This is a genomic window from Pedobacter gandavensis (genome assembly GCF_014172405.1).
GTDB classification, from domain to species: Bacteria; Bacteroidota; Bacteroidia; order Sphingobacteriales; family Sphingobacteriaceae; genus Pedobacter; species Pedobacter gandavensis.
Window position 1 is genome coordinate 60,423 of record NZ_WNXC01000007.1, and the last position, 25,380, is coordinate 85,802.

22 protein-coding genes are annotated in these 25,380 nt (G+C 39.7%); 16 read left to right on the plus strand and 6 right to left on the minus strand.

What is annotated here, in order from left to right; translation table 11 throughout:
• Positions 1 to 22 precede the first annotated feature (22 nt).
• Genes GM920_RS17490 through coaD form a run of 3 tightly spaced genes read left to right on the plus strand, consistent with a single transcriptional unit; the run spans position 23 to position 1,900 of the window.
• Positions 23 to 853 carry a DUF3822 family protein gene (locus GM920_RS17490; protein ID WP_182959879.1) on the plus strand — a complete coding sequence of 277 codons (831 nt, stop codon included), beginning with the start codon at positions 23 to 25 and terminating at the stop codon, positions 851 to 853.
• Positions 844 to 1,383, plus strand: a complete 540-nt coding sequence (locus tag GM920_RS17495; protein ID WP_182959881.1) for an RsmD family RNA methyltransferase — start codon at positions 844 to 846, stop codon at positions 1,381 to 1,383. The genes GM920_RS17490 and GM920_RS17495 overlap by 10 nt, the downstream gene beginning before the upstream one ends.
• A 52-nt stretch (positions 1,384 to 1,435) precedes the next feature.
• Positions 1,436 to 1,900 carry a pantetheine-phosphate adenylyltransferase gene (coaD, locus tag GM920_RS17500; protein WP_182959883.1) on the plus strand — a complete coding sequence of 155 codons (465 nt, stop codon included), beginning with the start codon at positions 1,436 to 1,438 and terminating at the stop codon, positions 1,898 to 1,900.
• On the opposite strand, the gene GM920_RS17505 is transcribed toward coaD, so the two are convergent.
• A complete protein-coding gene (locus tag GM920_RS17505) occupies positions 1,868 to 2,500 on the minus strand; it encodes an NUDIX hydrolase (RefSeq protein WP_182959885.1) in 633 nt (210 codons plus the stop codon). The genes coaD and GM920_RS17505 overlap by 33 nt on opposite strands.
• A 254-nt stretch (positions 2,501 to 2,754) precedes the next feature.
• Here GM920_RS17505 and GM920_RS17510 point away from each other — a divergent pair, with 254 nt between their 5' ends.
• The 4 genes from GM920_RS17510 (at position 2,755) to GM920_RS17525 (ending at position 5,250) form a co-directional block, all read left to right on the plus strand.
• Complete coding sequence (locus GM920_RS17510) at positions 2,755 to 3,378, plus strand: hypothetical protein (protein ID WP_182959887.1); 624 nt, start codon at positions 2,755 to 2,757, stop codon at positions 3,376 to 3,378.
• A 510-nt stretch (positions 3,379 to 3,888) separates the two neighbouring features.
• The gene (locus tag GM920_RS17515) at positions 3,889 to 4,056 is read left to right on the plus strand and encodes a hypothetical protein (RefSeq protein WP_182959889.1); all 168 of its coding nucleotides are present in this window, start codon (positions 3,889 to 3,891) and stop codon (positions 4,054 to 4,056) included.
• 128 nt (positions 4,057 to 4,184) lie between these two features.
• Complete coding sequence (gene pyrE / locus GM920_RS17520; protein WP_202986142.1) at positions 4,185 to 4,844, plus strand: orotate phosphoribosyltransferase; 660 nt, start codon at positions 4,185 to 4,187, stop codon at positions 4,842 to 4,844.
• A gap of 7 nt (positions 4,845 to 4,851) precedes the next feature.
• A complete protein-coding gene (locus GM920_RS17525; protein ID WP_182959891.1) occupies positions 4,852 to 5,250 on the plus strand; it encodes an SRPBCC family protein in 399 nt (132 codons plus the stop codon).
• 79 nt (positions 5,251 to 5,329) lie between these two features.
• Here the strand turns inward: GM920_RS17525 and GM920_RS17530 are convergent, their stop codons facing one another.
• Both GM920_RS17530 and GM920_RS17535 read right to left on the minus strand, forming a co-directional pair.
• Complete coding sequence (locus GM920_RS17530; protein WP_235964570.1) at positions 5,330 to 6,160, minus strand: endonuclease/exonuclease/phosphatase family protein; 831 nt, start codon at positions 6,158 to 6,160, stop codon at positions 5,330 to 5,332.
• 7 nt (positions 6,161 to 6,167) lie between these two features.
• Positions 6,168 to 7,397 (minus strand): MFS transporter, encoded by a 1,230-nt coding sequence (locus GM920_RS17535; RefSeq protein WP_182959893.1) that lies wholly within the window; start codon positions 7,395 to 7,397, stop codon positions 6,168 to 6,170.
• Positions 7,398 to 7,775: 378 nt separating this feature from the next.
• Here GM920_RS17535 and clpB point away from each other — a divergent pair, with 378 nt between their 5' ends.
• The 3 genes from clpB (at position 7,776) to GM920_RS17550 (ending at position 11,813) form a co-directional block, all read left to right on the plus strand.
• Positions 7,776 to 10,370, plus strand: coding sequence for an ATP-dependent chaperone ClpB (clpB, locus tag GM920_RS17540; RefSeq protein ID WP_182959895.1), 2,595 nt, complete (start codon positions 7,776 to 7,778; stop codon positions 10,368 to 10,370).
• Positions 10,371 to 10,525: 155 nt separating this feature from the next.
• A complete protein-coding gene (locus GM920_RS17545) occupies positions 10,526 to 11,161 on the plus strand; it encodes an outer membrane beta-barrel protein (RefSeq protein WP_182959896.1) in 636 nt (211 codons plus the stop codon).
• A 25-nt stretch (positions 11,162 to 11,186) separates the two neighbouring features.
• Positions 11,187 to 11,813, plus strand: a complete 627-nt coding sequence (locus tag GM920_RS17550) for an outer membrane beta-barrel protein (protein ID WP_182959898.1) — start codon at positions 11,187 to 11,189, stop codon at positions 11,811 to 11,813.
• 72 nt (positions 11,814 to 11,885) lie between these two features.
• Here the strand turns inward: GM920_RS17550 and GM920_RS17555 are convergent, their stop codons facing one another.
• Entirely contained in the window at positions 11,886 to 13,097 is a 1,212-nt protein-coding gene (locus GM920_RS17555) for an MFS transporter (RefSeq protein WP_182959900.1), read from the minus strand.
• A gap of 120 nt (positions 13,098 to 13,217) precedes the next feature.
• Between GM920_RS17555 and GM920_RS17560 the strand changes: the two genes are divergently transcribed.
• Both GM920_RS17560 and GM920_RS17565 read left to right on the plus strand, forming a co-directional pair.
• Positions 13,218 to 15,512: a glycosyltransferase family 4 protein gene (locus GM920_RS17560; RefSeq protein ID WP_182959902.1), complete on the plus strand. Its 2,295-nt coding sequence runs from the start codon at positions 13,218 to 13,220 to the stop codon at positions 15,510 to 15,512.
• Positions 15,513 to 15,514: 2 nt separating this feature from the next.
• Complete coding sequence (locus GM920_RS17565; protein WP_182959904.1) at positions 15,515 to 16,522, plus strand: glycosyltransferase family 4 protein; 1,008 nt, start codon at positions 15,515 to 15,517, stop codon at positions 16,520 to 16,522.
• On the opposite strand, the gene GM920_RS17570 is transcribed toward GM920_RS17565, so the two are convergent.
• Positions 16,519 to 18,126, minus strand: coding sequence for a glycoside hydrolase family 130 protein (locus GM920_RS17570; protein WP_235964571.1), 1,608 nt, complete (start codon positions 18,124 to 18,126; stop codon positions 16,519 to 16,521). The genes GM920_RS17565 and GM920_RS17570 overlap by 4 nt on opposite strands.
• A gap of 430 nt (positions 18,127 to 18,556) precedes the next feature.
• Between GM920_RS17570 and GM920_RS17575 the strand changes: the two genes are divergently transcribed.
• A complete protein-coding gene (locus GM920_RS17575) occupies positions 18,557 to 19,180 on the plus strand; it encodes an outer membrane beta-barrel protein (RefSeq protein WP_182959906.1) in 624 nt (207 codons plus the stop codon).
• 141 nt (positions 19,181 to 19,321) lie between these two features.
• Positions 19,322 to 20,425 (plus strand): C1 family peptidase, encoded by a 1,104-nt coding sequence (locus tag GM920_RS17580; protein WP_182959908.1) that lies wholly within the window; start codon positions 19,322 to 19,324, stop codon positions 20,423 to 20,425.
• 402 nt (positions 20,426 to 20,827) lie between these two features.
• On the opposite strand, the gene GM920_RS17585 is transcribed toward GM920_RS17580, so the two are convergent.
• A complete protein-coding gene (locus tag GM920_RS17585) occupies positions 20,828 to 23,326 on the minus strand; it encodes a S9 family peptidase (protein ID WP_182959910.1) in 2,499 nt (832 codons plus the stop codon).
• A 201-nt stretch (positions 23,327 to 23,527) separates the two neighbouring features.
• On the opposite strand from GM920_RS17585, the gene GM920_RS17590 reads away from it, so the two are divergent.
• Both GM920_RS17590 and GM920_RS17595 read left to right on the plus strand, forming a co-directional pair.
• On the plus strand, positions 23,528 to 24,415 hold the full coding sequence (locus GM920_RS17590) for a polysaccharide deacetylase family protein (RefSeq protein ID WP_182959912.1): 888 nt from the start codon (positions 23,528 to 23,530) through the stop codon (positions 24,413 to 24,415).
• An 8-nt stretch (positions 24,416 to 24,423) separates the two neighbouring features.
• Positions 24,424 to 25,299, plus strand: a complete 876-nt coding sequence (locus GM920_RS17595; protein ID WP_182959914.1) for a polysaccharide deacetylase family protein — start codon at positions 24,424 to 24,426, stop codon at positions 25,297 to 25,299.
• The last annotated feature ends 81 nt before the right edge of the window (positions 25,300 to 25,380 follow it).

Here is a 25,380-nt window from a genome sequence, read left to right on the forward strand (position 1 = left end):
GATCTTAAATAATTTGATACAGATGAGCCATAAAAACAGCATTTTATTAGTTGATCCTGAATTTGATCCTAGTACTGCGCCCGACTGCAATTTATTGTTAAAAATTACCGCAGATAGCTTCTCCTATGCCATTATTGACAAAACCAGCAACCAATTAAAAGCGGTTTATGACCAGCAGGAATCTAAGAATATTCCACAAGATCTTGCTACAAAATTAAAAAACGACAGTTACCTGAACTTGGCTTTTAAAGACATTAAGGTAGCTGTGTATAGCGAAAACTCTATTTCCATTCCGACGGAATTCTTTGATGCTAAAAACTTAAATCAATACGCGAAATTCTTCACAGAAGAGCAGTCAGACAAGCTCTATGTCAGGCCATTTGCAAATTACGGTTTCACCTCCATTTTTACGCTTCAGCGTTTCATGGATGAGACACTGGCAGATGCTTTATTGAGCTGTAAGTTATTTGATCAGCTGGCCCCAGTGTTGGCCATGGTTCCCGATGGTGCTCAAAAAACTTTGGTATTGGATTTCACTGCGGCCTCTTTCACCGCAGTATTTACCGAAGGGGAAAAACTGATTTTCCGCAATTGTTACGAAATTGAAAATGCGGAGGAGTTTAATTATTACCTGCTATTGATCATCAATCAGATTAAAATAGACCACAAAGATACGGAGGTACGCTTGAGTGGTATCATTCATGAGAATGATACTTACTATCAATGTCTGGAGAAATATTTCCAGAAAATAGAATTTAACAATCCCTTAAGTGATCAGGTAGATCACAAAATTTTAGAAGACATGCCTGCTCATTATTACAGCAGCTTGCTAGCACTGGATATATGCGAATAATTGGCGGTACATTAAAAGGCATTCGTTTCAATGCCCCGGAAAGCTTACCGGTAAGGCCCACTACAGATATGGCCAAAGAAGCTCTTTTTAACATTCTTTACAATACCTACGATTTTGACAGCTGTGATGTGCTGGATCTTTTCTGTGGCACAGGAAACATCAGTTTTGAGTTTGCTTCCAGAGGCGCTAAAAGCGTTACGGCAGTAGATAAACATTCAGGATGTGTGTTTTGGGTGAAATCAGTGATTGCTAAACATCATCTCGATGTGATTGATGTGCAGAAAGCTGATGTATTCAAGTTTTTAGAGACGCATAAGAAATCATATCAGATTATTTTTGCTGATCCTCCTTATGATTTGCCTACGATTCCCAAAATTCCGGAATTGGTGATCAACAACAACTTACTTACGGATAATGGTTTATTGATTGTTGAGCATCCTTCTTTATTGAAAATGAATGCCCAACCAGGTTTTAAAGAAACCAGAAGATATGGGAATTCTTCCTTTAGCTTCTTTGAGAAAGTAAAATAATAATCTATTAGCGCCATATTTATAAATGTGGTGCTTTTTTAAAATATAGAAGATGAAAATCGCCCTGTTCCCTGGTTCATTTGACCCCATTACCATTGCCCATGTAGACATCCTGAAACGTGCCTTGCCCTTATTTGATAAAGTGGTGGTGGGTATTGGATTAAACAGCTCGAAACAAAGCTACCTTTCTGCGGAAATGCGGGAAGAGATTGTAAAAACAGTATTTGAATCGGAAGCTAAAGTGGACGTTCAGCTTTATGAAGGGCTAACGGTTGATTTTTGCAGGAAAATTAATGCGCAATATATGGTTCGTGGGATCCGCTCTGTTGGTGATTTCGAATATGAGCGTGCGATTGCTCAGATCAACCAGACCATGATGCCGGAAATGGAGACCATTTTTATATTGAGTAAGCCGGAATATTCGGCGATCAGCTCTACCATCGTCCGTGACATCCTTAGAAATCACGGAGATGTGAGCCAGTTTTTACCTCAAAACGCTATCCCGTTCCTCAAGTAAGGAACCAACTTCCAATACCTGGATGATGGAGGGATAAGTGTTTACAAGGATAGGTGCCAAATCTGCTTTACTTAACCATTTGGCTTTCGTAATGCCTTCTTCTTTTTGGGGAATCAATTTTGGTTCTCCTTTAACAGTCATGCTGTACCACTTGGTTTTCTTCAATACCAATTTAGAGCCCATCGGATAAACATGGTAAGTTTTACAAAGCTTCTCATCGTTGCTGTAAATCGTAACACCGCATTCCTCTTCTACTTCCCTTAAACCAGCTTCTCTCATTCCTTCTCCTTTTTCTACCTTTCCTTTTGGCAGGTCCCATTTTTTATTCCTGAAGATAAACAGGTAATTGCCTTTAGCACTTTTAACCAGTCCACCAGCAGCTTTAATTAAAGTAAGGTTGTTTTTAATCTGCTTAAAAGTCGCCTTAGGATCCGTTACCAATAGTAAATAATCCTTAGCAGTGTTTGCTGGTAAATTTTTGTAGAACAATTTGAAATCAAAACCGGCAACATCCAATTGCTGGATTTCCTTTTCCTGAACAGGGATGGAATCTGCAATAAACAGGGTATTGTCGTTGATATAAATGCTGTATTTTTTCATGCTTGGCGCTTAAAATGCTTTTTATTACAGGCCGTAAAAATTCCTTACAAAAAACAGACCCCTTTGAATTGCATTCTAAAGGGGTTTTCTTCGAAATTTTCACAAATTCACCTGGATATTTGAGTTTTTAAAATTATAAATATTTATCCAATAAATGACATCAAAAAGAAGGAAGGTTTCGATATTTTCGATCAGGTGTAGCGTTTAGGGAAAGCGTTCCGTTTTTACCCTAAACCACTTAACTTTAAAACGCTATGAAATATTCTCCTTTACTCTTTTTAGTGATTTTCCTTTCTGCCTGTTCAAAAGACAAGGTAAATGGCCCTTTAAAATTAAAAAATGGCCAGGAAGTTGAATTATCCGTGGATCACCGCTATGCAGCGGTTGGCGAGACTTTACTGATGATGCCGAAGAATGAACCGGCAGAATTCTCCTTACAAGGATTTATGGACCGAAAGCCCGGCTATACCTATCGTGTCAAAGCGCGTTTTCATATAGAAAAAGAGCCGCTTCAGGATGCCTCAGACAGATGGTTTGAGTTCTCAAAAGTGATCAGCGAGCAAAAGTACATGGGTGCCGAGCCCTTTAACATCAGCATGATCAAGTCTTTTGTACCAGGTGGTCCAATAATTTACCTGACAAAGGATGGAGCGCAATATCAGTACATTCAGGAGAAATTACAGCTCAGTTATGCCAATCAAACGGTGAAGGATCAATTGGAAGAAATCTGGCAACATGCTTTAGAAATACGCGAACGCGAGAAGAAAGAACAAAAATATATTGCTCCGAAATGGAAATCTATTCTGGCAACTGTGACGCATGATCCGAATAATTTTGGAAAAGCTTATTTGGTACAACGGATAGTCTTTACACTATAGTTTCCTTTGAACCTTAGCCTATTTTACCCTTAAATCAATTGAAGCTTAGGGATTTAAAAAAAAATAATTCTACTGATTTAACTTTGAACTTCGTTTATTTAATTCCTAAAAAAACTTTAAGTTGAAGATTTATTTTCCTGATTTGGTTATACAGCACCATTAAAGATTTAAATATTAATTTAAACTTACTTTCTTACTTCCCAAAATCCGAAGGATTACTTTAGTGATATTTTATAGTAATGATGGAGGAGTGTACTTATCCAGCACAGCTTGGTTAAACAATATTTATTCTTACGATAGTCGGGCTAGTCCTAAAAATATCAATAATTAAAAAGGTTTAAAAGATGATTATTAGCGCATAAAAATGATGGAAGGCATACTTTAATATTGGAACACAGCTCCCCGGAAGTTGCCAAAACCTTTACACCACCAATTTGTTGTAAATCTCAAACACAACTCATCCTGTTGTTTTTCATCTATGATTAATTCATTTAATGAGCTAAAATTATCATGGAAGACAAACAACAAACCAAACAGGAAATGATTGAACAGCTACAGCTGGAAATGATCATTGCAAAGGAAAATGGTGATGATGACCTTTATCAAATACTGGTTTTAATTGAAGCTAAATTAAAAAAGGATCAGCATATCGAAGAAGATCCCCAGCACCATTATTGAGATTATTTATGATGAGGCAAAACTTAATCAGTTAAACAATTGAGTTTCTACAATTTTCTACAGCACGCTAAAAAACATTGTTTGAATTAGTGCTAGGACAAATGTAAGGAATTCTGTAATTTTGGAGCATGTATAATAAAAGTGATATTGAATTAAAGGTAGCTGAATTTTTATTACAAATAAAAGCAATAAAGTTACAACCGAATAACCCGTTTACATGGGCATCAGGTTGGAAATCTCCAATTTATTGCGATAATAGAGTTACACTTTCCCACCCCTCAGTAAGAACATACATCAGACAAAAACTGACGCAATTGATCCAGGAAGAATTTGGTTCTGTGGACTTGATTGCAGGAGTAGCAACTGCTGGTATTCCTCAAGGTGTATTGGTTGCCCAGGAATTGGGATTACCATTTGCTTATGTAAGAGCGAAAGCTAAAGAACATGGTACTGGAAGTCTGATTGAAGGAGAAATAGTAGAAGGACAACGTGTAGTTGTGGTAGAAGACTTAATCTCTACCGGCAAAAGCAGCTTACAGGCAGTAGAAGCATTGAGAAATGCGGGATTATCTGTAGCAGGTTTAGTGTCTATCTTCACCTATGGTTTTGACCAGGCTGAAGAAAACTTTAAAGCGGCAAAATGTCGTTTCGCCACACTTTCTAATTACAATACATTAATTGAATATGCTGCTGAACATAGCTTCATTGCTCAAAACGATGTAGATCTATTGACCAAATGGCGCAGAAACCCATCAGAATGGGGAAAAGAATTAGAACAACTAACCTAAAATCATAATGACAGTTATTGAGAGCACTACTGACATCAACCAGCCTGTAGCCAACGTTTATGCATTTTTAGCTGATATGAACAATCATCAGCAATTGATGCCGGAAAACATTTACAATTGGTCGTCCACAACTGATGAAGCCAGTTTTACCATTCAAAACATGGCTAAATTGGCCATAAAGATTTCTAATCGTGTAGAAAACCAGGAATTAACGGCTATACCGACTGAGAAACCTCCCTTTGATCTAGAGTTGAAATGGACTGTAGCAGACAATGGTAATGGTGGAACTACCGCTACATTGATCATCTCTGCAGACCTGAACATGATGATGAAAATGCTTGCTGCCGGACCGCTACAAAAACTAGCTGACCACCAGACTCAAAAACTAGCAGAAATATTAAATTAGTTTATCATTCCATTCTCTAAAAGAGATCGATATATCAAAACAGCCCTATCATTAATGGAGGGCTGTTTTTTTTGCAGGTCTAATTTAAAGAGAACTCCAGATAAACCGGAACATGGTCGGAAATCCTACGCGCCTCCTTCAAGTCCTCAAACTGCGTATAAAAAGGAACAATGCCAGTGCTGACCACCTTCAGCTTATCCCCATGAAAAAAGAAATTATCATATTCTGAGGCCAGATATTCCCCTTTCACCACCTTTTGTTTAAGAGAAGTTTTCTGATTGACCATCGCGGAAACATAACCCATATTCCTTAATGGATTAAATACGGAATGAGACTGAGGAAGGTTAAAGTCCCCACAAAAAATCAAAGTTTCTTTTGGGTGGAGGTCCGGCAGGAACTTCAGGTATTTAATCTCCGTTTCCGGCTGTTTTGCTTTGGGCTTCGCATGAAAAGAAACCAAGGTAAATGTTTTCTTTCCCAACTGGAACTTACCAAAATAAGGCTCCCGTTCTACCTCTAACTGGTACTTATTCTCCAGCCAAGGCTCTCCTACCTTCTTTAGCTTTTTACTCTTCCACATAAAGGCATAGCGTTCTTTACTATATCTATCACTGGAAGTTCCATGGCTAAATGAATATTCCCAAACTTCTCCTGTTTTATTTAAAGCTTCGGCAAGCCTGATCACCGCCTTTGGACCACCGTAACCGGCTACCACTTCCTGAATGGCAATCACATCAAAACTTTTGACCACATTGGCAATAAAAAGTATATTTTCCTCCGTTTTGGACTGGCCAAAATCTTTAAGATTCCAGGAACCTACACGGACATTTTGCCCGGAGGCAGTAAAAAAACAAAGCGCAAACAGCATCAGGAGCGCATTCCGGCGCATCCACAAAAGGGAATTTCTCAAAAGATATTTAGTTAATCGTGTTTAATTTCATTTTTTTCATCACAAAGAAAAAGCCGATGGAGGTCAGTAATAACACTACTACCGTGCCCCACCACAATACGTTGAAGCCATAAATCGCAGCCACACGCGTACCCAAGAAAGGGGAAAACACATGCGCAGCAGAAACACAAAGTGCGTTAACACCCATGTAAGCTCCTCTCGTTTGAACAGAAGAACGCTGTAAAGTGATGGTCGCCATAAAGGGCATGGCTAGAATTTCCGCCAGACAAAGGACAAACATTGCCATATAGAGTACCCATGTACCATGGGCAAGATTTAAGATCAGAAAAGAAAAACCACATAGCAAAGTCCCCATCACCATGATATCTCTTGGCGTAAAACGTTTCTCCGCAATATGTACCAGGAGCATTTCCAAAAGAAAAACGACAATACCACTAAAGGCCAGGATTACCCCGATATTCGCTTCTGTCATTTGATAGACTTCCCTGTAATATAAAGGCAGTGTACTGAGTAATTGAAGAAAGCAAATCGTAAAAATGCTACAAAACAAGCTGAACAACATAAACAAAACATCTTTATAAGGAGATTTTTTGGGATCTGCTGTTTCCTTAAGCTCATGTGATGCCACCTCCTGTTCTTGCTTCTCATTCCCTTTTCTATTTCTAAAATAAATGAAAAACAGAATCGCGGAGCAGAAAGCCGCTATCGCATTACCATAAAACAAAAAGGTATAAGAGATCGCCGCTAAGAAACCTCCCAATGCTGGTCCTATAGAAAAACCGAGGTTCATCGCCATCCGGTTTAAAGAGAAAGAACGGATAATGTTATCAGGTTTTGAATAGTAGGCTATTGACACAGAGTTTGCAGGTCTGAAGGTTTCAGAAATCACACTCAATACAAATACACCTAGAGCCAGTTTAACGACAGTATTCAACTCTGGAAGCAGAAAAAACATGGGTACGGTAAAGATTAAGCTGAAAAGCTGCACTTTAAAATGTCCTACTTTATCCGTTAACCAGCCACCAATGAAAGAACCCGTCACAGCGCCCACACCAAAGCAACTCAAAACCATCCCCGTATCCTCTAAAGAGAAACTCAAATGATTGATCATGTAAATCCCCAAAAAAGGGATCACCATGGCACCACTCCTATTGATCAGCATCACCAGTGCCAGCATCCAGGCCGGTGTGGATAGCCCACGATAGGCATCTAAATATAATCGTAAAAACTCCTTCATCTCTCTCCTTTATTTTAAACGCTAAGCTGCCGGATTTTCCAAATCGAGTTTATACAAATTATACCCGAGGGGTATTTTAAATAAAACATGCTGGGGGAAATCCAAAAAAAAAATCATCCAATAAGATGACCTGCAGGTTTGCGAATTTAAGAAGAATATTGCCTTTTCGACCATGAAATGGGCATCCATTTCTTGTTTTGTTGTTGCAGATTCTAACAATTTTCATTTTTTAGCAGAGCCCTGCTTTCCATCAGACAGGCTTTCCGCTAAACAGAGGCACAAAGCAGTCAATTTGTCACACCAATCTCATAGAATCGGACATATTTTCCGAAATTTCCTTTAAGAACAATATGGCATTTACTTTGTTTACCAAATTATATGAACTTCAACAATTTCACTATAAAAGCACAGGAAGCGATTCAACAGGCTTCTGAAATAGCTCAAGGCAACCAGCAACAAGCTATTGAGACAGCGCACATACTTAAAGGCCTGCTCACTGTTGATGAAAATGTGGTTTCTTATGTTTTAAAGAAATTAAATGTAAATCTAAATGTCTTAAATCAACATTTAGATAGCCAGATAGCAAAGTTCCCTAAAGTTAGCGGAAGTAGTCCGTATTTAACTTCAGGAAGTAACGCCGCTTTACAAAAGGCACAAACTTATTTGAAAGAGTTCAAAGATGAATTCGTTTCAGTAGAGCACCTTTTATTAGGCTTACTTTCTGTGAACGACAATACTTCAAAGCTATTAAAGGATCAAGGTGTTACGGAGAAAGACCTTAAAAAAGCGATTTTGGCTTTGAGAGGAGACAATCATGTAACCGACCAAAATGCCGAGGCAACTTTTAATGCTTTAAATAAATATGCAAAGAACCTAAATGAATATGCAGAATCAGGAAAGCTTGACCCTGTAATTGGTCGCGATGAAGAGATCAGAAGAGTGATCCAGATTCTTTCCAGACGTACCAAGAACAACCCGATTCTGATCGGTGAACCTGGTGTTGGTAAAACAGCCATCGCCGAAGGTATTGCCCATCGGATTATCCAGGGAGATGTTCCAACCAATCTAAAGACAAAAACAGTATTCTCTTTAGATATGGGGGCCCTGATTGCAGGCGCTAAGTACAAAGGAGAGTTTGAGGAACGCTTAAAAGCAGTGGTTAAGGAGGTAACTCAAAGCGATGGAGACATCATTCTATTCATTGATGAGATCCACACTTTGGTGGGTGCCGGTGGTGGTGAGGGTGCTATGGATGCAGCCAACATCTTAAAACCTGCATTGGCCAGAGGTGAACTTCGCGCAATCGGAGCGACTACCTTAGATGAGTATCAAAAATATATTGAAAAAGATAAAGCCTTAGAACGCCGTTTCCAAAAGGTATTGGTAGGCGAACCTGATACTCAGGATGCGATTTCCATTCTGCGAGGACTGAAAGAAAGATATGAAACTCACCATAAGGTGAGGATTTTAGATGAGGCGATCATTGCCGCAGTAGAACTGTCGCAGCGCTACATATCCGATCGTTTCTTACCAGATAAAGCCATCGACTTGATGGACGAGGCTGCTTCTAAATTACGTTTAGAAATGGATAGCGTTCCGGAAGAAGTGGATGAACTGAATCGTAAGATCATGCAGTTGGAAATTGAGCGTGAAGCGATCAAAAGAGAGAATGACGATAAAAAAGTACAATCTCTTGGAGAGGAAATCGCCAATATCTCTGCGGAACGCGATCAGCTAAAAGCCAAATGGCAAGGTGAAAAAGACCTGGTAGACGCTATTAATGCGGAAGGTGAGCAAATAGAACGCTATAAACTGGAAGCAGACCAGGCGGAACGTGCTGGAGATTATGGTAAAGTAGCCGAGATCCGTTATGGAAAAATTAAGGAATCTCAGGACAAAATGGAACAACTGAAAACCAAACTCGAAGCTCAGCAGTCGGAAAGTAGAATGCTGAAAGAAGAGGTAACTGCAGATGATATTGCAGGGGTTGTTGGCCGTTGGACTGGTATTCCGGTAACCAAGCTGCTCTCTAGTGAAAGGGAAAAATTACTCCATCTGGAAGAAGAGTTACACAAACGTGTGGCTGGTCAGGATGAAGCAATTGAAGCCATTTCTGATGCGATTCGCAGGTCAAGAGCCGGATTACAGGATAAACGCAAGCCAATTGGTTCATTCATCTTCCTGGGTACTACCGGAGTTGGTAAAACCGAGCTGGCAAAAGCATTGGCAGAGTTCTTATTTAACGATGAGAATGCCATGACCAGGATTGATATGAGTGAATATCAGGAACGTCATGCGGTATCCAGATTGATCGGAGCGCCTCCAGGATACGTAGGTTATGATGAAGGTGGACAGTTAACGGAAGCCGTTCGCAGGAAACCTTATTCGGTTGTACTGCTCGATGAGATTGAGAAAGCGCATCCTGATGTGTTCAACATCTTATTACAGGTACTGGATGATGGCCGTCTAACCGACAATAAAGGCCGTGTGGTGAACTTTAAAAACACCATTATCATCATGACCTCTAATATTGGAGCACACATGATTCAGGAGAATTTCAAAGACCTGAATGACGAAAACCGTGAAGAGGTAGTTGCGAAGACGAAAAGCGAGTTGTTCGAAATCTTAAAGCAAACCATCAGACCGGAATTCTTAAACAGGATTGATGAGCTGATCATGTTTACCCCATTGAACCGCAGCGAGATCAGAAACATTGTGGACTTACAGTTCAACCATGTGAAAGAGACGCTGGCTGAGATGGGTATCGATATCGAAGCCACACCAGAAGCATTAGACTGGTTAGCGGAATTGGGATACGATCCTCAATTTGGAGCAAGGCCACTGAAACGTGTCATCCAGAAGCGAATTTTAAATGAATTGTCTAAAGAAATTCTTGCTGGAAAAATTGATAAAGACAGTAAGATAAAACTAGATACGTTCGATCATAAATTCGTGTTTTTGAACAACAAATAAACATCCTTGCTTAATTAATTGCAACCATTGTTAAATTAAATGCCTTCAGAATTACTCTGAAGGCTTTTTTTTATGATTAAGAAATTTAAGTTCAATCAACACAACAATAATCATATGTTTTTATTAATATTACGTTACACAAATGAAACCAACGTATGAACAAGAAAATTATCATGATGGCTGCGCTATGCGCGGTAAGCATTGCTGCATCTGCACAACTTGAAAAAGGAAGGCTGATGGTCGGTGGGAATGTAGGCTACAGTAGGAATTCCAATGAAGGCCCCTCAAATGCCGCTATCTCCACCAACACCTTCAAATCGAATGCCTTTGCAATTTCTCCAACAGCAGGTTATTTCATTAATGACAACCTCGCTATAGGTACAAATATTAGCTACACAAACAGAAAAAGCAACAGCACCTCTTACTTCCGAAAAGAATCGTTGTATGGTGTAAATCCTTTTATCCGTTATTACTTAAATATCTCTTCTGATTTCAAATTCTTCGCTGAATTTATGATGGGTGCGAGCTTAGGAAAATCAGACGAAGTTAGCAATGGCTTTATCTATAAAAATAAGCGTAAGGAGTACAGTGCTGCGCTCGCTCCAGGACTGGCTTTTCTACCCGCTAAAAAATGGTCTGTTGACCTTCGTTTTAACCTGATTAATTACACGAACAGTCAAGTCAAAAGCACAAACCCTGACGCGGAAAACAACCGATATGTCGGATCCAATTATTTTAATTTTGGATTAAACACGATCAGTCCATCTATTGGTGTCAATTACCATTTATAATCAAAGTTCCTTACCAAATACATCCATGAAAAAAATCGCAATTTCCATAATCATATTAGCTATCAGTACATTTACCCTCCAGGCTCAAACAGAAAAAGGCACAAAATTGATTGGGGGAGGGTTTCGATTTAACACAAACAACACTCAATTCGGGAACGACTACAGAACTTACACCTATGAGTTATCTCCAAAAGCAGGCTATTTCGTTGGTGATAATTTTGCTATCGGAACCAAATTGACTCTTGGCTATACTAAATCCAGGCAGGAAAACACGACAATCAACAACAGTTCCCGCCTTTCTTTTGGAGCTGCTCCTTTTGCACGTCATTACATCAGGATCACTGATCGGTTCAGATTCTTTTCTGAATTCGAACTTAACTGGATCACTGAAAAATACAAAGGTTTTCAAAATCCAGAAATTGCGGTAGAACAATACACCAGGGTTCATTCCTATGGTGCAGAATTAAGACCAGGATTGGCATTCTTCCCGACTAAGAAATGGGCAGTAGAAATGTCATTCCCACTATTAGGTTACTTTAGAAATGTTAGTAATCCGGTTGGATCTTTTGATCAAAGAAAAACCACTAATGATTTCTTTAATTTTGGCTTAACCACCTCGAGTCCTAGAATTGGAATAAATTACCATTTCTAAGAAATCGCCTTAAATTGAAAAGCCCTGATTAAGTTTGAACTTAATCAGGGCTTTTCAATATTATAATGTTTATTAAACTTTCTTTTTACTCCCTTCAATATTCGGCAGGAAGCCGGTAAGTAGTCCAATTAAGGGTAAGAAAGAACAGATGTGAAACACATAAGCGATACTGGTACTGTCTGCCAGGTTCCCCAATAACGCAGAGCCGATTCCTCCCATTCCAAAGGCGAAACCGAAGAACAGTCCAGATACCAAACCTACTTTACCAGGAATCAACTCCTGTGCATAAACAAGAATCGCAGAAAATGCAGAAGCCAAAATCACCCCTATTGGCACAATCAATACACCGGTCCAGAATAAGTTGGCATAAGGAAGCATTAAAGCAAATGGCGCGGTACCCAGAATAGAAAACCAGATCACGTATTTACGACCAACACGATCACCAACAGGGCCACCAATCAGTGTTCCTGCGGCCACAGAGAATAAGAATACAAACAGGTATAACTGCGAGGTCTGTACAGAAACATGAAATTTTTCAATCACATAAAAAGTGAAATAACTAGTCAGACTGGCCATGTAAAAATATTTAGAGAAAATCAGGATCAATAAAATGGAAACCGCAAAAATCACCTTCTTTCTGGAGAACTTGCTGGCAACCACCTCTACCTGAGCATGCTGTTTTGCTTTATTTAACATGTGTCCACGGTACCATCTACCTACCCTACTTAATATCAGAATTGCCAATAATGCAATTAAAGAGAACCAAATCACACTGAATTGTCCTTGTGGAACGATAATCCAGGCAGCGAGTAATGGCCCCAAGGAACTTCCAGCATTTCCTCCCAGTTGGAAAATGGACTGTGCCAAGCCTCTTCTACCTCCCGAAGCAGCATGTGCCATTCGGGATGCTTCCGGGTGAAAAATTGAAGAACCTGTACCAATCAATGCTACTGACAATAACATCATGTAAAATCCATTGGAGAGCGATAAAGTGATCAATCCGATCAAAGTAAAGCCCATTCCTATCGCCAGAGAGTATGGTTGTGGCTTTTTATCGGTATACATGCCCACAAAAGGCTGAAATATAGAAGCTGACATCTGAAACATCAATGTAATTAAACCAATCTGAGAAAAACTAAGCTTATAGCTCTCTTTTATTACTGGATAAATGGCAGGAATCAACGATTGAATGGTATCATTTAGCAAATGCGAGAAACTGATTGCGAAAAGAATAGGGAATACAGTATTTTCTACCATTTTCCCCGTAGAAGGAGCAGAATTCATATGGAGATTTTATTAAGCTCAAAGGTATAAAAAAACAATCCTCTTTCAGATATGTTGTTAATAATGAACTCCAAACCTTGGAGTACTCCCTATTGTTAATCGTTTAAAATATATGTTATCATGAAAATCGCTTATATTTCGTCCTACCCACCTCGTGAGTGTGGCATCGCTACGTTTAACCATAATTTGCTTAGGGCAATAGGACATGATAAGGTTTCTGTATCCAATGACAGCTTTGTGGTGGCCATGAATGATTCAGAACATTTAGCCACATATGAATACCCTAAAGAAGTAAAGTACATCATCCGGCAGGAAAACCAAAAAGACTATATCCGTGCAGCGGATTACATCAATACCAGTTTGGCTGACGCCTGTATTCTCCAACATGAATTTGGAATTTACGGTGGTGAAAGCGGAATTTATATCCTTCCCTTAATTGCAAGGTTGCAAAAGCCACTCATCACTATTTTCCATACGATTTTAAAAGATCCCAATTACCTGCAATTGACGATTATCAGAGAAATTGCAAAACACTCTTCCAGAGTGGTGGTGATGAGTCACCGCGCTGTAGGCTTTCTAACCGGTATCTACGGAATTCCATTCTCCAAGATTCAACTGATTGAACATGGTGTTCCGGATCTGGAAGCGAAAATTGAAAACCCAGTAAAGCAATCCCTTGCTTTTAAAAATAAAAAGGTCCTGTTCACTTTTGGCCTGATCAGCAGGAACAAGGGACTCGAAACAGTGATTCAGGCTTTACCTGAAATTGTAGCACAAAATCCAGACGTCATGTATGTGATTCTGGGAACTACCCACCCGGGAGTAATCAAAAATTCCGGAGAAGAATACCGCGATAGCTTGAAAAAACTGGCAAAAAAGCTGGATGTATCCGACAACCTGACCTTCATTAACAAATTTGTTTCAGAGGAGGAGTTGTTTGATTACCTCAGCGCGGCGGATATGTACATTACCCCCTACCTGAATGAAGCACAGATTACCAGTGGTACTTTATCCTATGCTGTAGGTGCTGGTTCAGCAGTGATCTCTACCCCGTATTGGCATGCACAGGAGTTACTTGCCGACAATAGGGGCCGTTTATTTGATTTCAGAGATGCTGATGGACTGGCAAATATTGTAAATGAATTATTTAAAGATCAGGGTAAATTGGAAAAACTACGTTCCAATGCTTATGAGTATGGTTTACATTTACGCTGGCCAAGTACCGGCCAGGTATTTATTGATGTGCTCGATGAGGCGGTTTCCAAATACCTCTCCGAAATGGAGAAAGGTGGCAAGCAAATCATAGATCCAGACATGATGCCTGCTTTTAGTCTGGCGCACGTACAGCGCTTAACTGATGACACCGGTATTGTACAACATGCAAAATATGGGATTCCAAACCTTAAAGAAGGCTATTGCCTGGACGACAATTCCAGGGCGCTCATCCTGGCGATTCTGGCCTATCAACAAAACAAAAGCAAGGCCGCTTTAGAGCTATTACCCATCTATTTAAGTTTCATTCAATACATGCAATGTGACAATGGAAATTTCAGAAATTTCCTCAGCTTTAAACGGGAATACCTGGATGAAGTTGGCTCTGAAGACTCTTTTGGACGCACCGTATGGGCATTAGGGTACCTGATCAGCAATGCCCCAAATAATTCTTACAGGGAATTTGCTAAAGATCTTTTCCTAAAATCTGCGCCTCATTTCAGCAAGCTAAGGCACCTTAGAGGGATTGCAAACACCGTAATTGGTTTGGGGAAATACCTGGAAGCACACCCCTATGATGGACACATTAAAGAACAAATGAATCTGCTGATTGTCCCTTTAAAAGCAGCCTACAACCTAAACCGCAGCGATAGCTGGCATTGGTTTGAAGATAAAATGACGTACGATAATGGGATTCTTCCACTAGCCTTACTTTGTCATTACCAGGTGACTAAAGATGAGGATTCTTTAAGTATGGCCTTGGAAAGCATGCAATTCTTATCCGAACACACCATTTCTGATGGCTATTTAAATCCAGTGGGCAATGACGGATGGCTCTTTAAAGACACTGGACAAATGGCGCTTTATGACCAGCAGGCCATTGAAACGATGGCTATGGTGCTGATGTATTTCAAAGCTTATGAGATCACCCTTGACCTGAGCTACGTGAAGCAAATGTACTTGTGTTACCAATGGTTCTTAGGCGAAAACAGTCTGAAGTTACCCCTGTATGACCACGAGACTAAAGGGTGTGGCGATGGTTTACAGCCCCATGGCGTAAACAGAAATCAAGGCGCTGAAAGTACATTGGCTTATTGGATCTCCCATTTAATTGTCTTACGTGCATTAGAATCGGAGTACGAATACATCCAGAGCGGAGAATTATTTACCATCCAGAAAGAAGACAACAAGCGTTTAATTTAAGTATGAAAATCGCAGTATTGGCGCCCGTAGCCTGGAGAACTCCTCCAAGACACTACGGGCCATGGGAACAAATGGCTTCGAATTTAACAGAAGGTCTGGTTGAAGCAGGATTAGAAGTCACACTTTTCGCTACTGGTGATTCGCTGACTTCGGGAAAACTAGATGCCGTAATCGCGCAGGGATATGAGGAAAACAGGAACCAGGACGCAAAGGTAGTAGAATGCTTGCACATCAGTAACCTGATGGAAAAAGCGGGATCATTTGACCTCATACATAACCATTATGACTTTCTGCCGCTTAGTTATACTGGACTCATCAAAACACCGATGATCACCACGATCCATGGTTTTTCTTCAGAAAAGATCATTCCAGTATATCAGAAATATAATTCGCGCGGTCATTATGTCTCTATTAGTGATTCAGACCGTCATCCTTCCCTACAATACCTTAAAACTATCTACAACGGAATAGATCCTTCCGGCTTTGAATTTAAGGAGACACCTGAAGATTATCTTTTATTTTTTGGGCGGATTCACCCGGACAAGGGGACTGCGGAGGCGATACAAATTGCCATTCAAAGTAACAAAAGGTTAGTTATTGCAGGTATAATTCAGGATCAGGAATATTTCAACTCCAGGGTTGCTCCTTTCTTAAATGCAGACATTGAATTTGTAGGGGCTGCCGGGCCGGCAGCAAGAAGCCAATTGTTAAAACAAGCATTAGCCTTATTACACCCGATCAGTTTCGAAGAGCCTTTTGGATTAAGTGTAGCCGAAGCAATGATCTGTGGGACTCCGGTAGTCGCGTTTAACAGAGGTGCTATGCCAGAATTAATTAAAGATCAGGAAACGGGGTTTTTAGTAAGCAATGTGGATGAAGCGGTAGCAGCGCTGGAAAAAATTGATATGATTGACAGAAAAACATGTAGGGAATGGGCATTAGGTCGTTTTTCACAAGAAACAATGGTAAAAGACTACATTAGTCTTTACCACCATATCTTGACCATTTAATGCTTATGCTGTGGATCCGGATCCTCTTTCCCTTGTTCCACTGCTGAAGGAGCTGCTGTTTTCTCTCCTGTTAGTGCCGCGTCTTCCTCCTGAAGCATAACATCTCCCTGAGCCTCTCTCTGTTCCGCCATTTTGATTAAACATTCAGAACTCTTTAAGCGGTCTAGCACCAACTCTATTTTAACCGAAGCAAAAGAAGAACAATAATCCGATAAGCCGTAAGGAATGATCAATTCTCCGTTATGAATGATCGACCCACAAGAATAAAGCACATTGGGAACATAGCCCTCGCGCTCATCTGTATTCGGAATTACCAAAGGCTCATTTAGTCTGCCAATCTCTATGGAAGGATCTTCCAGATCAAACAAACTGGCTCCTAGACAGTATCGACGCATTGGGCCTACCCCATGGGTGATCACTAGCCAGCCGTCTTTTGTTTCAATCGGAGATCCGCAATTCCCAATTTGTATAAATTCCCAAGGGAACTTTGGCGATTGAAGTTTCACTGGATTATCCCAAACGGTGAGTCTATCGGAATACATCAGGTAATTGTTCCATCCGTCAATCCTGGACATCATCACATATTTCCCATTTATTTTTCTTGGAAACAAAGCCAGATTTTTATTCTGGGCACCAATACCGTGTAAAGGACTAACCTTAAAATCATAGAAATCAGTCGTTTGGAGTAACTTAGGCATAATCATCGCCCCATCAAAAGCAGTATAGGTAGCGTAGAAAATGACTGAACCATCTGATTTCACGAAACGTACAAATCTGGCATCTTCAATTCCTTTTCTTTCAAATTCGGAGATCGGAAAGATCACACGATCCGAAATATCGGTATCTCTTGAAAAACTAATTTCATGATAAGTATCAGAAAGCCAGAGTATTTTATCGTATTCTAATTTCCTTAAATCATCTTCCTGCAGGCTTTTAGTATCGAGTATAATGCGCCTCAACGTGGCATAATCGAACTTCTCTTCTAACTTATGGCCCAGTTCATCCAGGATTTCAATATCAATTTTAGAATCTGCAGCTTTCTTAAGAAACAGTTTCTTGTTGTACACTGCATTTTTAATCACCTCTGCTTCATCAATATAGTTACCAGCAGGGATTACGGTGATGTTATTATCTTTATCAATCAGCGCCCTTCTAAACACAACTGAGGAGATGTGTCCCTCTCCTACTGCCCTAAAACTAATGATCACTCGTTTTTCACCTTCTACCAATTCCGATTGGTCAGGATCTTCTACAATAGAGGGGTTAAAAAAAGCGGCAGACTCTATAGAGTACTCATGGGTAAAATAGGACCCAATCAATAAACGCTGATATTTACCCAGGGATTCAGGATCATGTCCTGATTCTCTAATGGCATTACCCACCTTCTTACAATGCCTGGTTAGGATCTTTGTAATGTTCCTATGTCTTTTTGAATATTCCTGCAGCAATGGGGAGATGATACCAAATACCTCCTTTTCAGAAAGTGCCAATACATGTTTTACCACCTCCACAGCCCGCTCTTCTCCATTGAAGAAAAAGCGTGCAATTACTCTTTTTGGATCAGGATATACTTTAACCGGTTTTCGTTCTACAGATAATCTCATGTCTTAATAACGTTTCATAAGGGCAAAAAGGTTTATGAATTTATACATTTTTTAAAATAAATAATATGCACTATGGAATTATAAGAGAGCCGGGCATAGAATTGAAAAAATTAGTGCCAGCATGAAACCTGCCATTTGTCAGTAATTGTCTGGAAAAGGATACAATTAATCCTGACAATTATACAAATTTAGTCAGGATGACAGTGAGTTCATCAGACGCTAAAATGACAATACTCAGCGGATTGTCAGCCTAAAATAATAATGAATTTTCTATAAAAAATCTATCTAATTATCAATTAACAAGTTACCTAAATTATGGATATCTGGATCCATCCACGTGGAATCGACTGGCACCAGTGTTGACTATAGAACGTAAATGGTCAGAAATAAAAATTAAAAACGACCAGATTAATCATTAAAAAACAAGAAAATGAAAAAATTACTATTATCATTAGTTGCAGTTTCTGCATTCACAATTGCCGCTCAGGCGCAAACAGAAAAAGGTAAAATTATTATAGGTGGTAATGTTGCATTTGATACCAAGAAAAGTGATGCTGCTGGTGCAAAATCAAATACCAATTTCCAAATTGTACCAAGTGTAGGTTACTTTGTTTCTGATAACATCGCAGTAGGTACAGGTGTTGGTTATGGTTACAGTAAAACGAACGGCACCTTAACTGAGTTGGGTAATAAAAACACCTCATTTGTAGTAAATCCATTTGGCCGTTATTATGCCAACCTTTCTGAATCTTTCAAATTCTTCGGACAATTGTCGGTTCCAATGGCTTTTGGTAAAGACAAAGCAGTAGATGCAGACGGTCATACTGGTGCAAAAACAGGAACTACTACTGAAATCGGTGTGGCTTTATCTCCAGGTTTTGCTTTCTACCCAACTAAGAAAATCGGTATTGAATTCGCATTAAACGGATTAAACTACAATACACTTCGTAAAGAAGATATGAATGGCGATAAAGTAAAAGGTGCAGGTTATGATGAATTTAGCTTCGGTGCTAACTTCTTCTCTCCAAAACTTGGTGTTCAGTTCCATTTCTAGGCACTCTACTTAATCTATTTTTTTTACAAATGCCCGAAGTGCTTCTTCGGGCATTTGCATTTTACGGGTTTTATATTTTACTGATTTTAGTTAATTTAGCTGTGGATTTAATCCATAACTAACCTAACTTATTACTCTTTTATGAAAAAGATATTTTTAATTGCCTGCGGTATTGGCTTTGGTTTATCCGGCTATGCGCAGGAAGCACCATTAAAAACGATTAAAGACAATGCGGCGACAGTCGTAAAAAACCAAGGTCAGACTGGTACCTGCTGGAATTACTCTACCACTTCACTGATCGAATCAGAAGAAATACGCAAAGGAAAGGGTGATTTTAACCTTTCAGAAATGTTTCCTGCCAGAAATATCTATATAGAAAAGGCGAAAAACTATATCCTTAGACAAGGGAAAGCGCAATTTGGAGAAGGTGGACTGGGTCATGACCTGATCAGAGCAACGGCACTGTATGGCGCCATGCCACAAGAAGTTTTTCAAGGGGCAACCGGAGAAATTCCAAACCATAGTGGCCTGGAGCAATCACTTAAAGGTTACCTGGACAGTGTCCTGAAAAAACGCCCTGTTGCAGCCAACTGGCTTGTTGGTTATGAGCAAATCCTGAATCAAAAACTAGGTACGCCACCAGCTAATTTTGACTATAAAGGAAAAAACTACACGCCAAAAACTTTTGCTAAAGAAGTGTTAAAGTTCAATCCTGATGACTATGTCAACATCTCTTCTTTTACGCACCATCCTTACTACTCTTCTTTCGTACTGGAAGCTCCGGATAATTTTGCCAATGGTTCATTCTATAACCTGCCACTTGATGAAATGATCAGTCTGACCAAGAGTGCTGTTGAAAAAGGATACACAGTAATGTGGGATGCTGATGTGAGCAGCAAAAATTTCCAGCAGAAAAAAGGGTACGCGATGTTATTTGCTGATGATGCAGATGTGAAAGCGGAGACTTTAAATCCTAATGCAAAAGAAAAAGCATACTCTCCGGAGTTGCGTCAGCAATTATATGAGGACCTAACAACTCAAGATGATCATTTGATGCACCTGGTTGGTTTGGAGCAATCCAGTGATGGCAAGTACTTCTTTAAGGTGAAGAACTCTTGGGGTGAGGTAGGCCCGTTCAAAGGTTACATTGAAGTTTCCGAGCCTTATTTCGCCATCAACACCGTGAGTTTAGTGGTACCGAAGGCAGCTTTACCCTCAAAATTGAAAAAGAAATTAGGTCTCTAATTCTGAATCATTTTTAGTCGTAATTTTTAAATTTAAGAAAAGGCCTGTGCTCTTTTCGTTACCAAATCTTTAGCTTAAAGGTTGGCGCGAAAGAAAGAACACAGGCCTTTTGTTTTTAACAACCTGACTACCTTTACGTTCAAACATATACATCAACATCTTTACACCTAGATATCATGATATACTGACACCTAACTGCGCAATACCCATCTATATCATGATGTACTGATATCTAAATATCAAAACGCATTAACATACAATCCTACTGGCTTCAGGGTATACCCAATATTTTTTACCCCTGGGATTTGTGCATAAAAAAGCCAGGAGGCTTTACGTACCTGCAAATCTTTCCTATAAAGATTCAAGTTCGAAAAGCGTCCTGGCTATTTTAAAAAATAGAACTTACTTCTTCGGTTCCAATTCCATCCCGGTCACATCAACCTCTCCCGTTTGGGAGAAATCACCGATCAGGTATTTATTGAAATGATCTGCAAGCTTCCAGAAAGTATATTCTGTTAAATCGCCAAATCCATGACGCTGTCCAGGAACGATTACAAATTCGAATCTCTTACCAGCTTTCATCAATGCATTAGCAACTCTAATCGTATTTGCCGGGTGAACATTGTTGTCAATATCACCAGTCATCAACATCAAATGACCCTTTAGGTTTTTCGCCAGATCAGGATTTTTATCTATACTATATTTGAAAGTAGTATCCCCTTTGGCAGAAATCACTTCTTTTACACCATGGTGTTTTTCACTCCACCAACGGTTATAAATGCTGTTGTCATGATTACCGGCATTTGATACCGCAGCCTTAAAGAAATCAGGATAGACTAACATCGCGGCAGTAGACATAAATCCACCTCCGGAATGTCCCGTGATCCCTACTTTAGTTGCATCGATAAACTTGTTTTTATCCGCCAGTTGCTCTACAGCAGCTTTCTTATCAGCCAATCCATAATCGCGCAGGTTACCATAACCGAAAGTATGGTACCATTTAGAACGGGCAGGGTTTCCACCTCGGTTACCTACAGTGATCACGATATAGCCAAATTGCGCCAATCGCTCTGTTCTGTCCATGCTTTTACTGAAAGATTTGTTTACGGCTTCTGTTTGAGGACCAGGGTAAACATACTCGATGATCGGGTACTTTTTATTCGGGTCAAAATCAAAAGGTTTGTACATCACCCCATAGATATCGGTGATTCCATCATCCGCTTTTACTTTAAAAGGTTCTGGGAATTTGTATCCTGTAGCCATTAACAAGGACAAATCAGTAGTTTCCAGGTTCATCACCACCTTCCCGCTATTGTCCATCACTACGGCTTTAGGCGCTGTATTTACTCTCGAGAAATTGTCTACAAAGAACTTAGCTTCATCGCTCATGCTAATCGCATGATCAAAATCGCCTGGATTTAACAATTTCATACCTGAACCATCAAAATTGATGCGGTACAAGTGTACATAATAAGGATCTTCCTTACTCTCTTTACCATTGGCCGTGAAGTAAAGTACTCTGTTTTTTTGATCTACATTTACGATCTCTTCGCAATGAAAAGCACCTTTAGTAATTTGATTTTTCAGTTTCCCTGTAGCGTCGAACAGGTAAAAATGTCCCCATCCATCACGCTCCGACCAATGAATCATTTCTTTACCATCATTCACCAGTCCAGGGCGATTTAATTCCAAGTAAGTGTTAAAGCGTTCTTCGATTAATGGCGTAACTGATCCGGATTGAATATCTACGGCACATACATCCACACGCTTCAAATCTCTACTGGTACGACCAAAATAGATCTTATTATTTGTTCCCAACCAGATAGATGGGCGGAACTCATTATCTCTATCCTTGTTTAGGTTTGGCGACTGCCATACGGACAAATTCTGATCTTTAAAAGCATGTGTATTTAGCTTTTTATAAGTCTTAGCGGCGAAGTTAAACAACAACATCTCATCGATAGGTGCTTCAGCTTCACCGGGCATCTGGTATTTATAAGTTTCCAGGGTTGGTCTTCCTGCGGAAACATTATTGATGACCCAAAGATCCTTTACCTTGCGGCTATCAGACCTATTCAGCACAAAATGCTTCGCGTCTGGTGACCACAATACATAAGCTCTTCTTCTTTTTTTATTGTTCTTTTCATTCTCTTCATTATTCTCACCATCCCCATTACTACCGTAAGCATAGAACTTCTCTCCGTCTTTCGTCAGCTGGTTCTCTACAATAGTGCTATCTTCTTCATTTTTAACCGCTTTCTTATAGTTTTCTTTATCCATCCAATACAGATTGTAATTTCTGGTAAAAATGATGGCTGAAGAATCCGGAGCCACAGCACCCCAGCTAGGTTTAGCCTTAGGTTTGGTATAATTAGGTACTTCTGTCAACTTTGCTGTCGCCAGTACATAATTGAAAAAGTAGATCTTTTTCTGTAGCGAGTCTGCCGCTTTTTTATCTTTTCTATCTTTCTTTAGCTCATCAACTGTGCTTTTCAGCTCAAAGGTAACCGCCTTTTCATCCGCAGAGAACTTTAGGTTCTCCAGAGGTAGGTGCTGTGCATCAAAAGGATCGCGCATAATCGTCGTGATTTCTGCCGCCAATTTCGCATTGTCAAAGATCTTCTTTTTAGTTTTCGCTGATGGATCTACCAGATACCATTCCTTTCCTGCCGGTGTTTCATATTCATACCAGAATCGGTTGCTCAGTTTTAGCCAATGTGGATCCACTGCCGTAGAATAAACCAATTTTTTAATCTTGGCTGGTGAGAACCTAGAAGCCAATTGGTAATTGGCCTTCGGAGCAGGTACTGTCGACTCAGTAATGGTGAAAGTTTTGGTTTGCGCCAAAGCTCCATAACCCATACAAAGCGAGAGTAAAAGAGGGGTGTAAAGTTTCTTCATTAGTGGTTTTAAATAAACCGCCTAAATTATTGATAAAAGGTGGTAGGAAAAGGTTTTCTTTTGTAATAAAAGCGATAGTTTTAACGATTTCAAGAAGATGATTTTGAAACTGGACAAATCCGGATAACAATGTCATTAGACATTGTAAATATAATGAGTAAATCAGGATTGATTTTTTAGTTTTGTATGAAATACTGAATTATGAAACATACCTTCCTCCCTATTCTAGCAGCTGCGGTAATATTTACTGCAGGATGCCAGTCAAAATCACAAACCACTGGTGCTACTGACCACCCTAAAGATTCATTAACCACTACAACTTCGGAAGGTACTTCGGCAACAGAGCAAAGCCCGGCGCCAACCACGGATATCTCCAAAATCAAAGTGGCAGATGCTAAAACCATCCTTGCACGTAAGCAAGTTCCGATTTTATGTTATCACCAGGTGCGCGACTGGAGGGAAAAAGACTCTAAAGCAGCTAAAGATTATATCATTCCTATTGCGACTTTCAAAGACCACATGAAAATGTTGGCAGATAGTGGTTACCACACCATCTTGCCAGATCAGTTGTATGATTATTTAAACAATGGTACTGCATTACCTTCTAAACCGATCATGCTGACTTTTGATGATACCGATTTAGATCAGTTTACAATTGCAGCTCCAGAAATGAAAAAATATGGTTTCAAAGGTGTGTTTTTCGTGATGACAGTTTCCCTGGGCAGACCAAATTACATGAGTAGAGACCAGGTAAAACAACTTTCAGATATGGGTCATGTGATCGGTTCTCATACTTGGGATCACCACAATGTAAAAAAATACCAAGGACAGGATTGGGTAACACAAATTGAGAAACCAACCAAAACCCTGGAAGAAATTACTGGCAAAAAAATTCAACATTTCGCTTATCCATTCGGATTATGGAACCCTGAAGCCATTCCAGAACTTAAAAAAAGAGGTATGAAATCTGCATTTATTTTGGCGACAAAGCGCGATGAAAACGATCCATTGTATACCATCAGAAGGATTATTGCCAGCGGTTACTGGACTTCAAAAACCTTAAACAACAGCATAAAAAATAGCTTTTAATAAAAAAAATGAGAAATACACTGTTCACACTGGCCGCGCTCTCGGTCCTGTTTTTTTCTTCATGTGTGGAAAATAGTAAGGCTGAAAAAGAGAGTACTATCGCATCAGGGATGAAAGATCAGTCTAAAATAAGTGCTAATGATCCAACCACAGCAGATTCTGCTTTGGTTGGAAAAAAAGCAAGCTCAGCAGAAGTACTCGCAAAAAAAGAGGTACCAGTACTTTGCTACCATCAGATCAGAGATTGGAAGGCCAGTGATTCAAAGCGTGCGCATGATGACATCATTCCACCGGCAAATTTTAGTCAGCATATAAAAATGCTGGCTGACAGTGGTTACCATACCATTTTACCGGATGAGTTGTATGATTACCTGAACTATGACAAACCGCTTCCTGAAAAACCAATCATGATCACGTTTGACGATACTGACCTTGATCAATATACGGTAGGTGCTAAGGAGTTAAAAAAATATGGCTTTAAAGGCGTTTTCTTTATCATGACTGTTTCAATTGGCCGACCGAGGTACATGAGTAAAGCGCAAATCAAGGAGCTTTCCGATGAAGGGCATGTCATTGCCAGTCATACATGGAACCATAAAAACTTTGCGCAATTTACTGATGAAGATTGGGAAGTTCAGATCGACAAGCCGACTAAAACATTGGAAGCAATTACAGGTAAGAAAGTCGAATATTTCGCCTACCCTTACGGTGTTTCCAAAGCTGCTAGTTTGCATAAGTTAGAAGAACATGGCTTCAAAGCTGCTTTTATCTTATCTACAAAGCGCGATCTTGAATATCCATTGTTTACGATTCGCCGAATTATAGACCCTGGAACTTATACTGCCAAAAATCTATACAATAGCATCAATAAAAGCTTCAAATAATAGCTTTGGCGTCAAAAAAAGAGGGATGAATTACTATAATTAGTAAATCATCCCTCTTTTTTTTAGGCAAGGAAATCTAGC

Bases quoted from the DNA above. Each gene is read 5' to 3' on its own strand.
- GM920_RS17545 (WP_182959896.1), top strand. From the start codon at position 10,526: ATGAACAAGAAAATTATCATGATGGCTGCGCTATGCGCGGTAAGCATT.
- GM920_RS17550 (WP_182959898.1), top strand. From the start codon at position 11,187: ATGAAAAAAATCGCAATTTCCATAATCATATTAGCTATCAGTACATTT.
- pyrE (WP_202986142.1), top strand. From the start codon at position 4,185: ATGTATAATAAAAGTGATATTGAATTAAAGGTAGCTGAATTTTTATTA.
- GM920_RS17585 (WP_182959910.1), bottom strand. From the start codon at position 23,326: ATGAAGAAACTTTACACCCCTCTTTTACTCTCGCTTTGTATGGGTTAT.
- coaD (WP_182959883.1), top strand. From the start codon at position 1,436: ATGAAAATCGCCCTGTTCCCTGGTTCATTTGACCCCATTACCATTGCC.
- GM920_RS17525 (WP_182959891.1), top strand. From the start codon at position 4,852: ATGACAGTTATTGAGAGCACTACTGACATCAACCAGCCTGTAGCCAAC.
- GM920_RS17555 (WP_182959900.1), bottom strand. From the start codon at position 13,097: ATGAATTCTGCTCCTTCTACGGGGAAAATGGTAGAAAATACTGTATTC.
- GM920_RS17570 (WP_235964571.1), bottom strand. From the start codon at position 18,126: ATGAGATTATCTGTAGAACGAAAACCGGTTAAAGTATATCCTGATCCA.
- GM920_RS17505 (WP_182959885.1), bottom strand. From the start codon at position 2,500: ATGAAAAAATACAGCATTTATATCAACGACAATACCCTGTTTATTGCA.
- GM920_RS17565 (WP_182959904.1), top strand. From the start codon at position 15,515: ATGAAAATCGCAGTATTGGCGCCCGTAGCCTGGAGAACTCCTCCAAGA.
- GM920_RS17510 (WP_182959887.1), top strand. From the start codon at position 2,755: ATGAAATATTCTCCTTTACTCTTTTTAGTGATTTTCCTTTCTGCCTGT.
- GM920_RS17595 (WP_182959914.1), top strand. From the start codon at position 24,424: ATGAGAAATACACTGTTCACACTGGCCGCGCTCTCGGTCCTGTTTTTT.
- GM920_RS17560 (WP_182959902.1), top strand. From the start codon at position 13,218: ATGAAAATCGCTTATATTTCGTCCTACCCACCTCGTGAGTGTGGCATC.
- GM920_RS17495 (WP_182959881.1), top strand. From the start codon at position 844: ATGCGAATAATTGGCGGTACATTAAAAGGCATTCGTTTCAATGCCCCG.
- GM920_RS17515 (WP_182959889.1), top strand. From the start codon at position 3,889: ATGGAAGACAAACAACAAACCAAACAGGAAATGATTGAACAGCTACAG.
- GM920_RS17575 (WP_182959906.1), top strand. From the start codon at position 18,557: ATGAAAAAATTACTATTATCATTAGTTGCAGTTTCTGCATTCACAATT.
- GM920_RS17535 (WP_182959893.1), bottom strand. From the start codon at position 7,397: ATGAAGGAGTTTTTACGATTATATTTAGATGCCTATCGTGGGCTATCC.
- GM920_RS17590 (WP_182959912.1), top strand. From the start codon at position 23,528: ATGAAACATACCTTCCTCCCTATTCTAGCAGCTGCGGTAATATTTACT.
- GM920_RS17580 (WP_182959908.1), top strand. From the start codon at position 19,322: ATGAAAAAGATATTTTTAATTGCCTGCGGTATTGGCTTTGGTTTATCC.
- GM920_RS17490 (WP_182959879.1), top strand. From the start codon at position 23: ATGAGCCATAAAAACAGCATTTTATTAGTTGATCCTGAATTTGATCCT.
- clpB (WP_182959895.1), top strand. From the start codon at position 7,776: ATGAACTTCAACAATTTCACTATAAAAGCACAGGAAGCGATTCAACAG.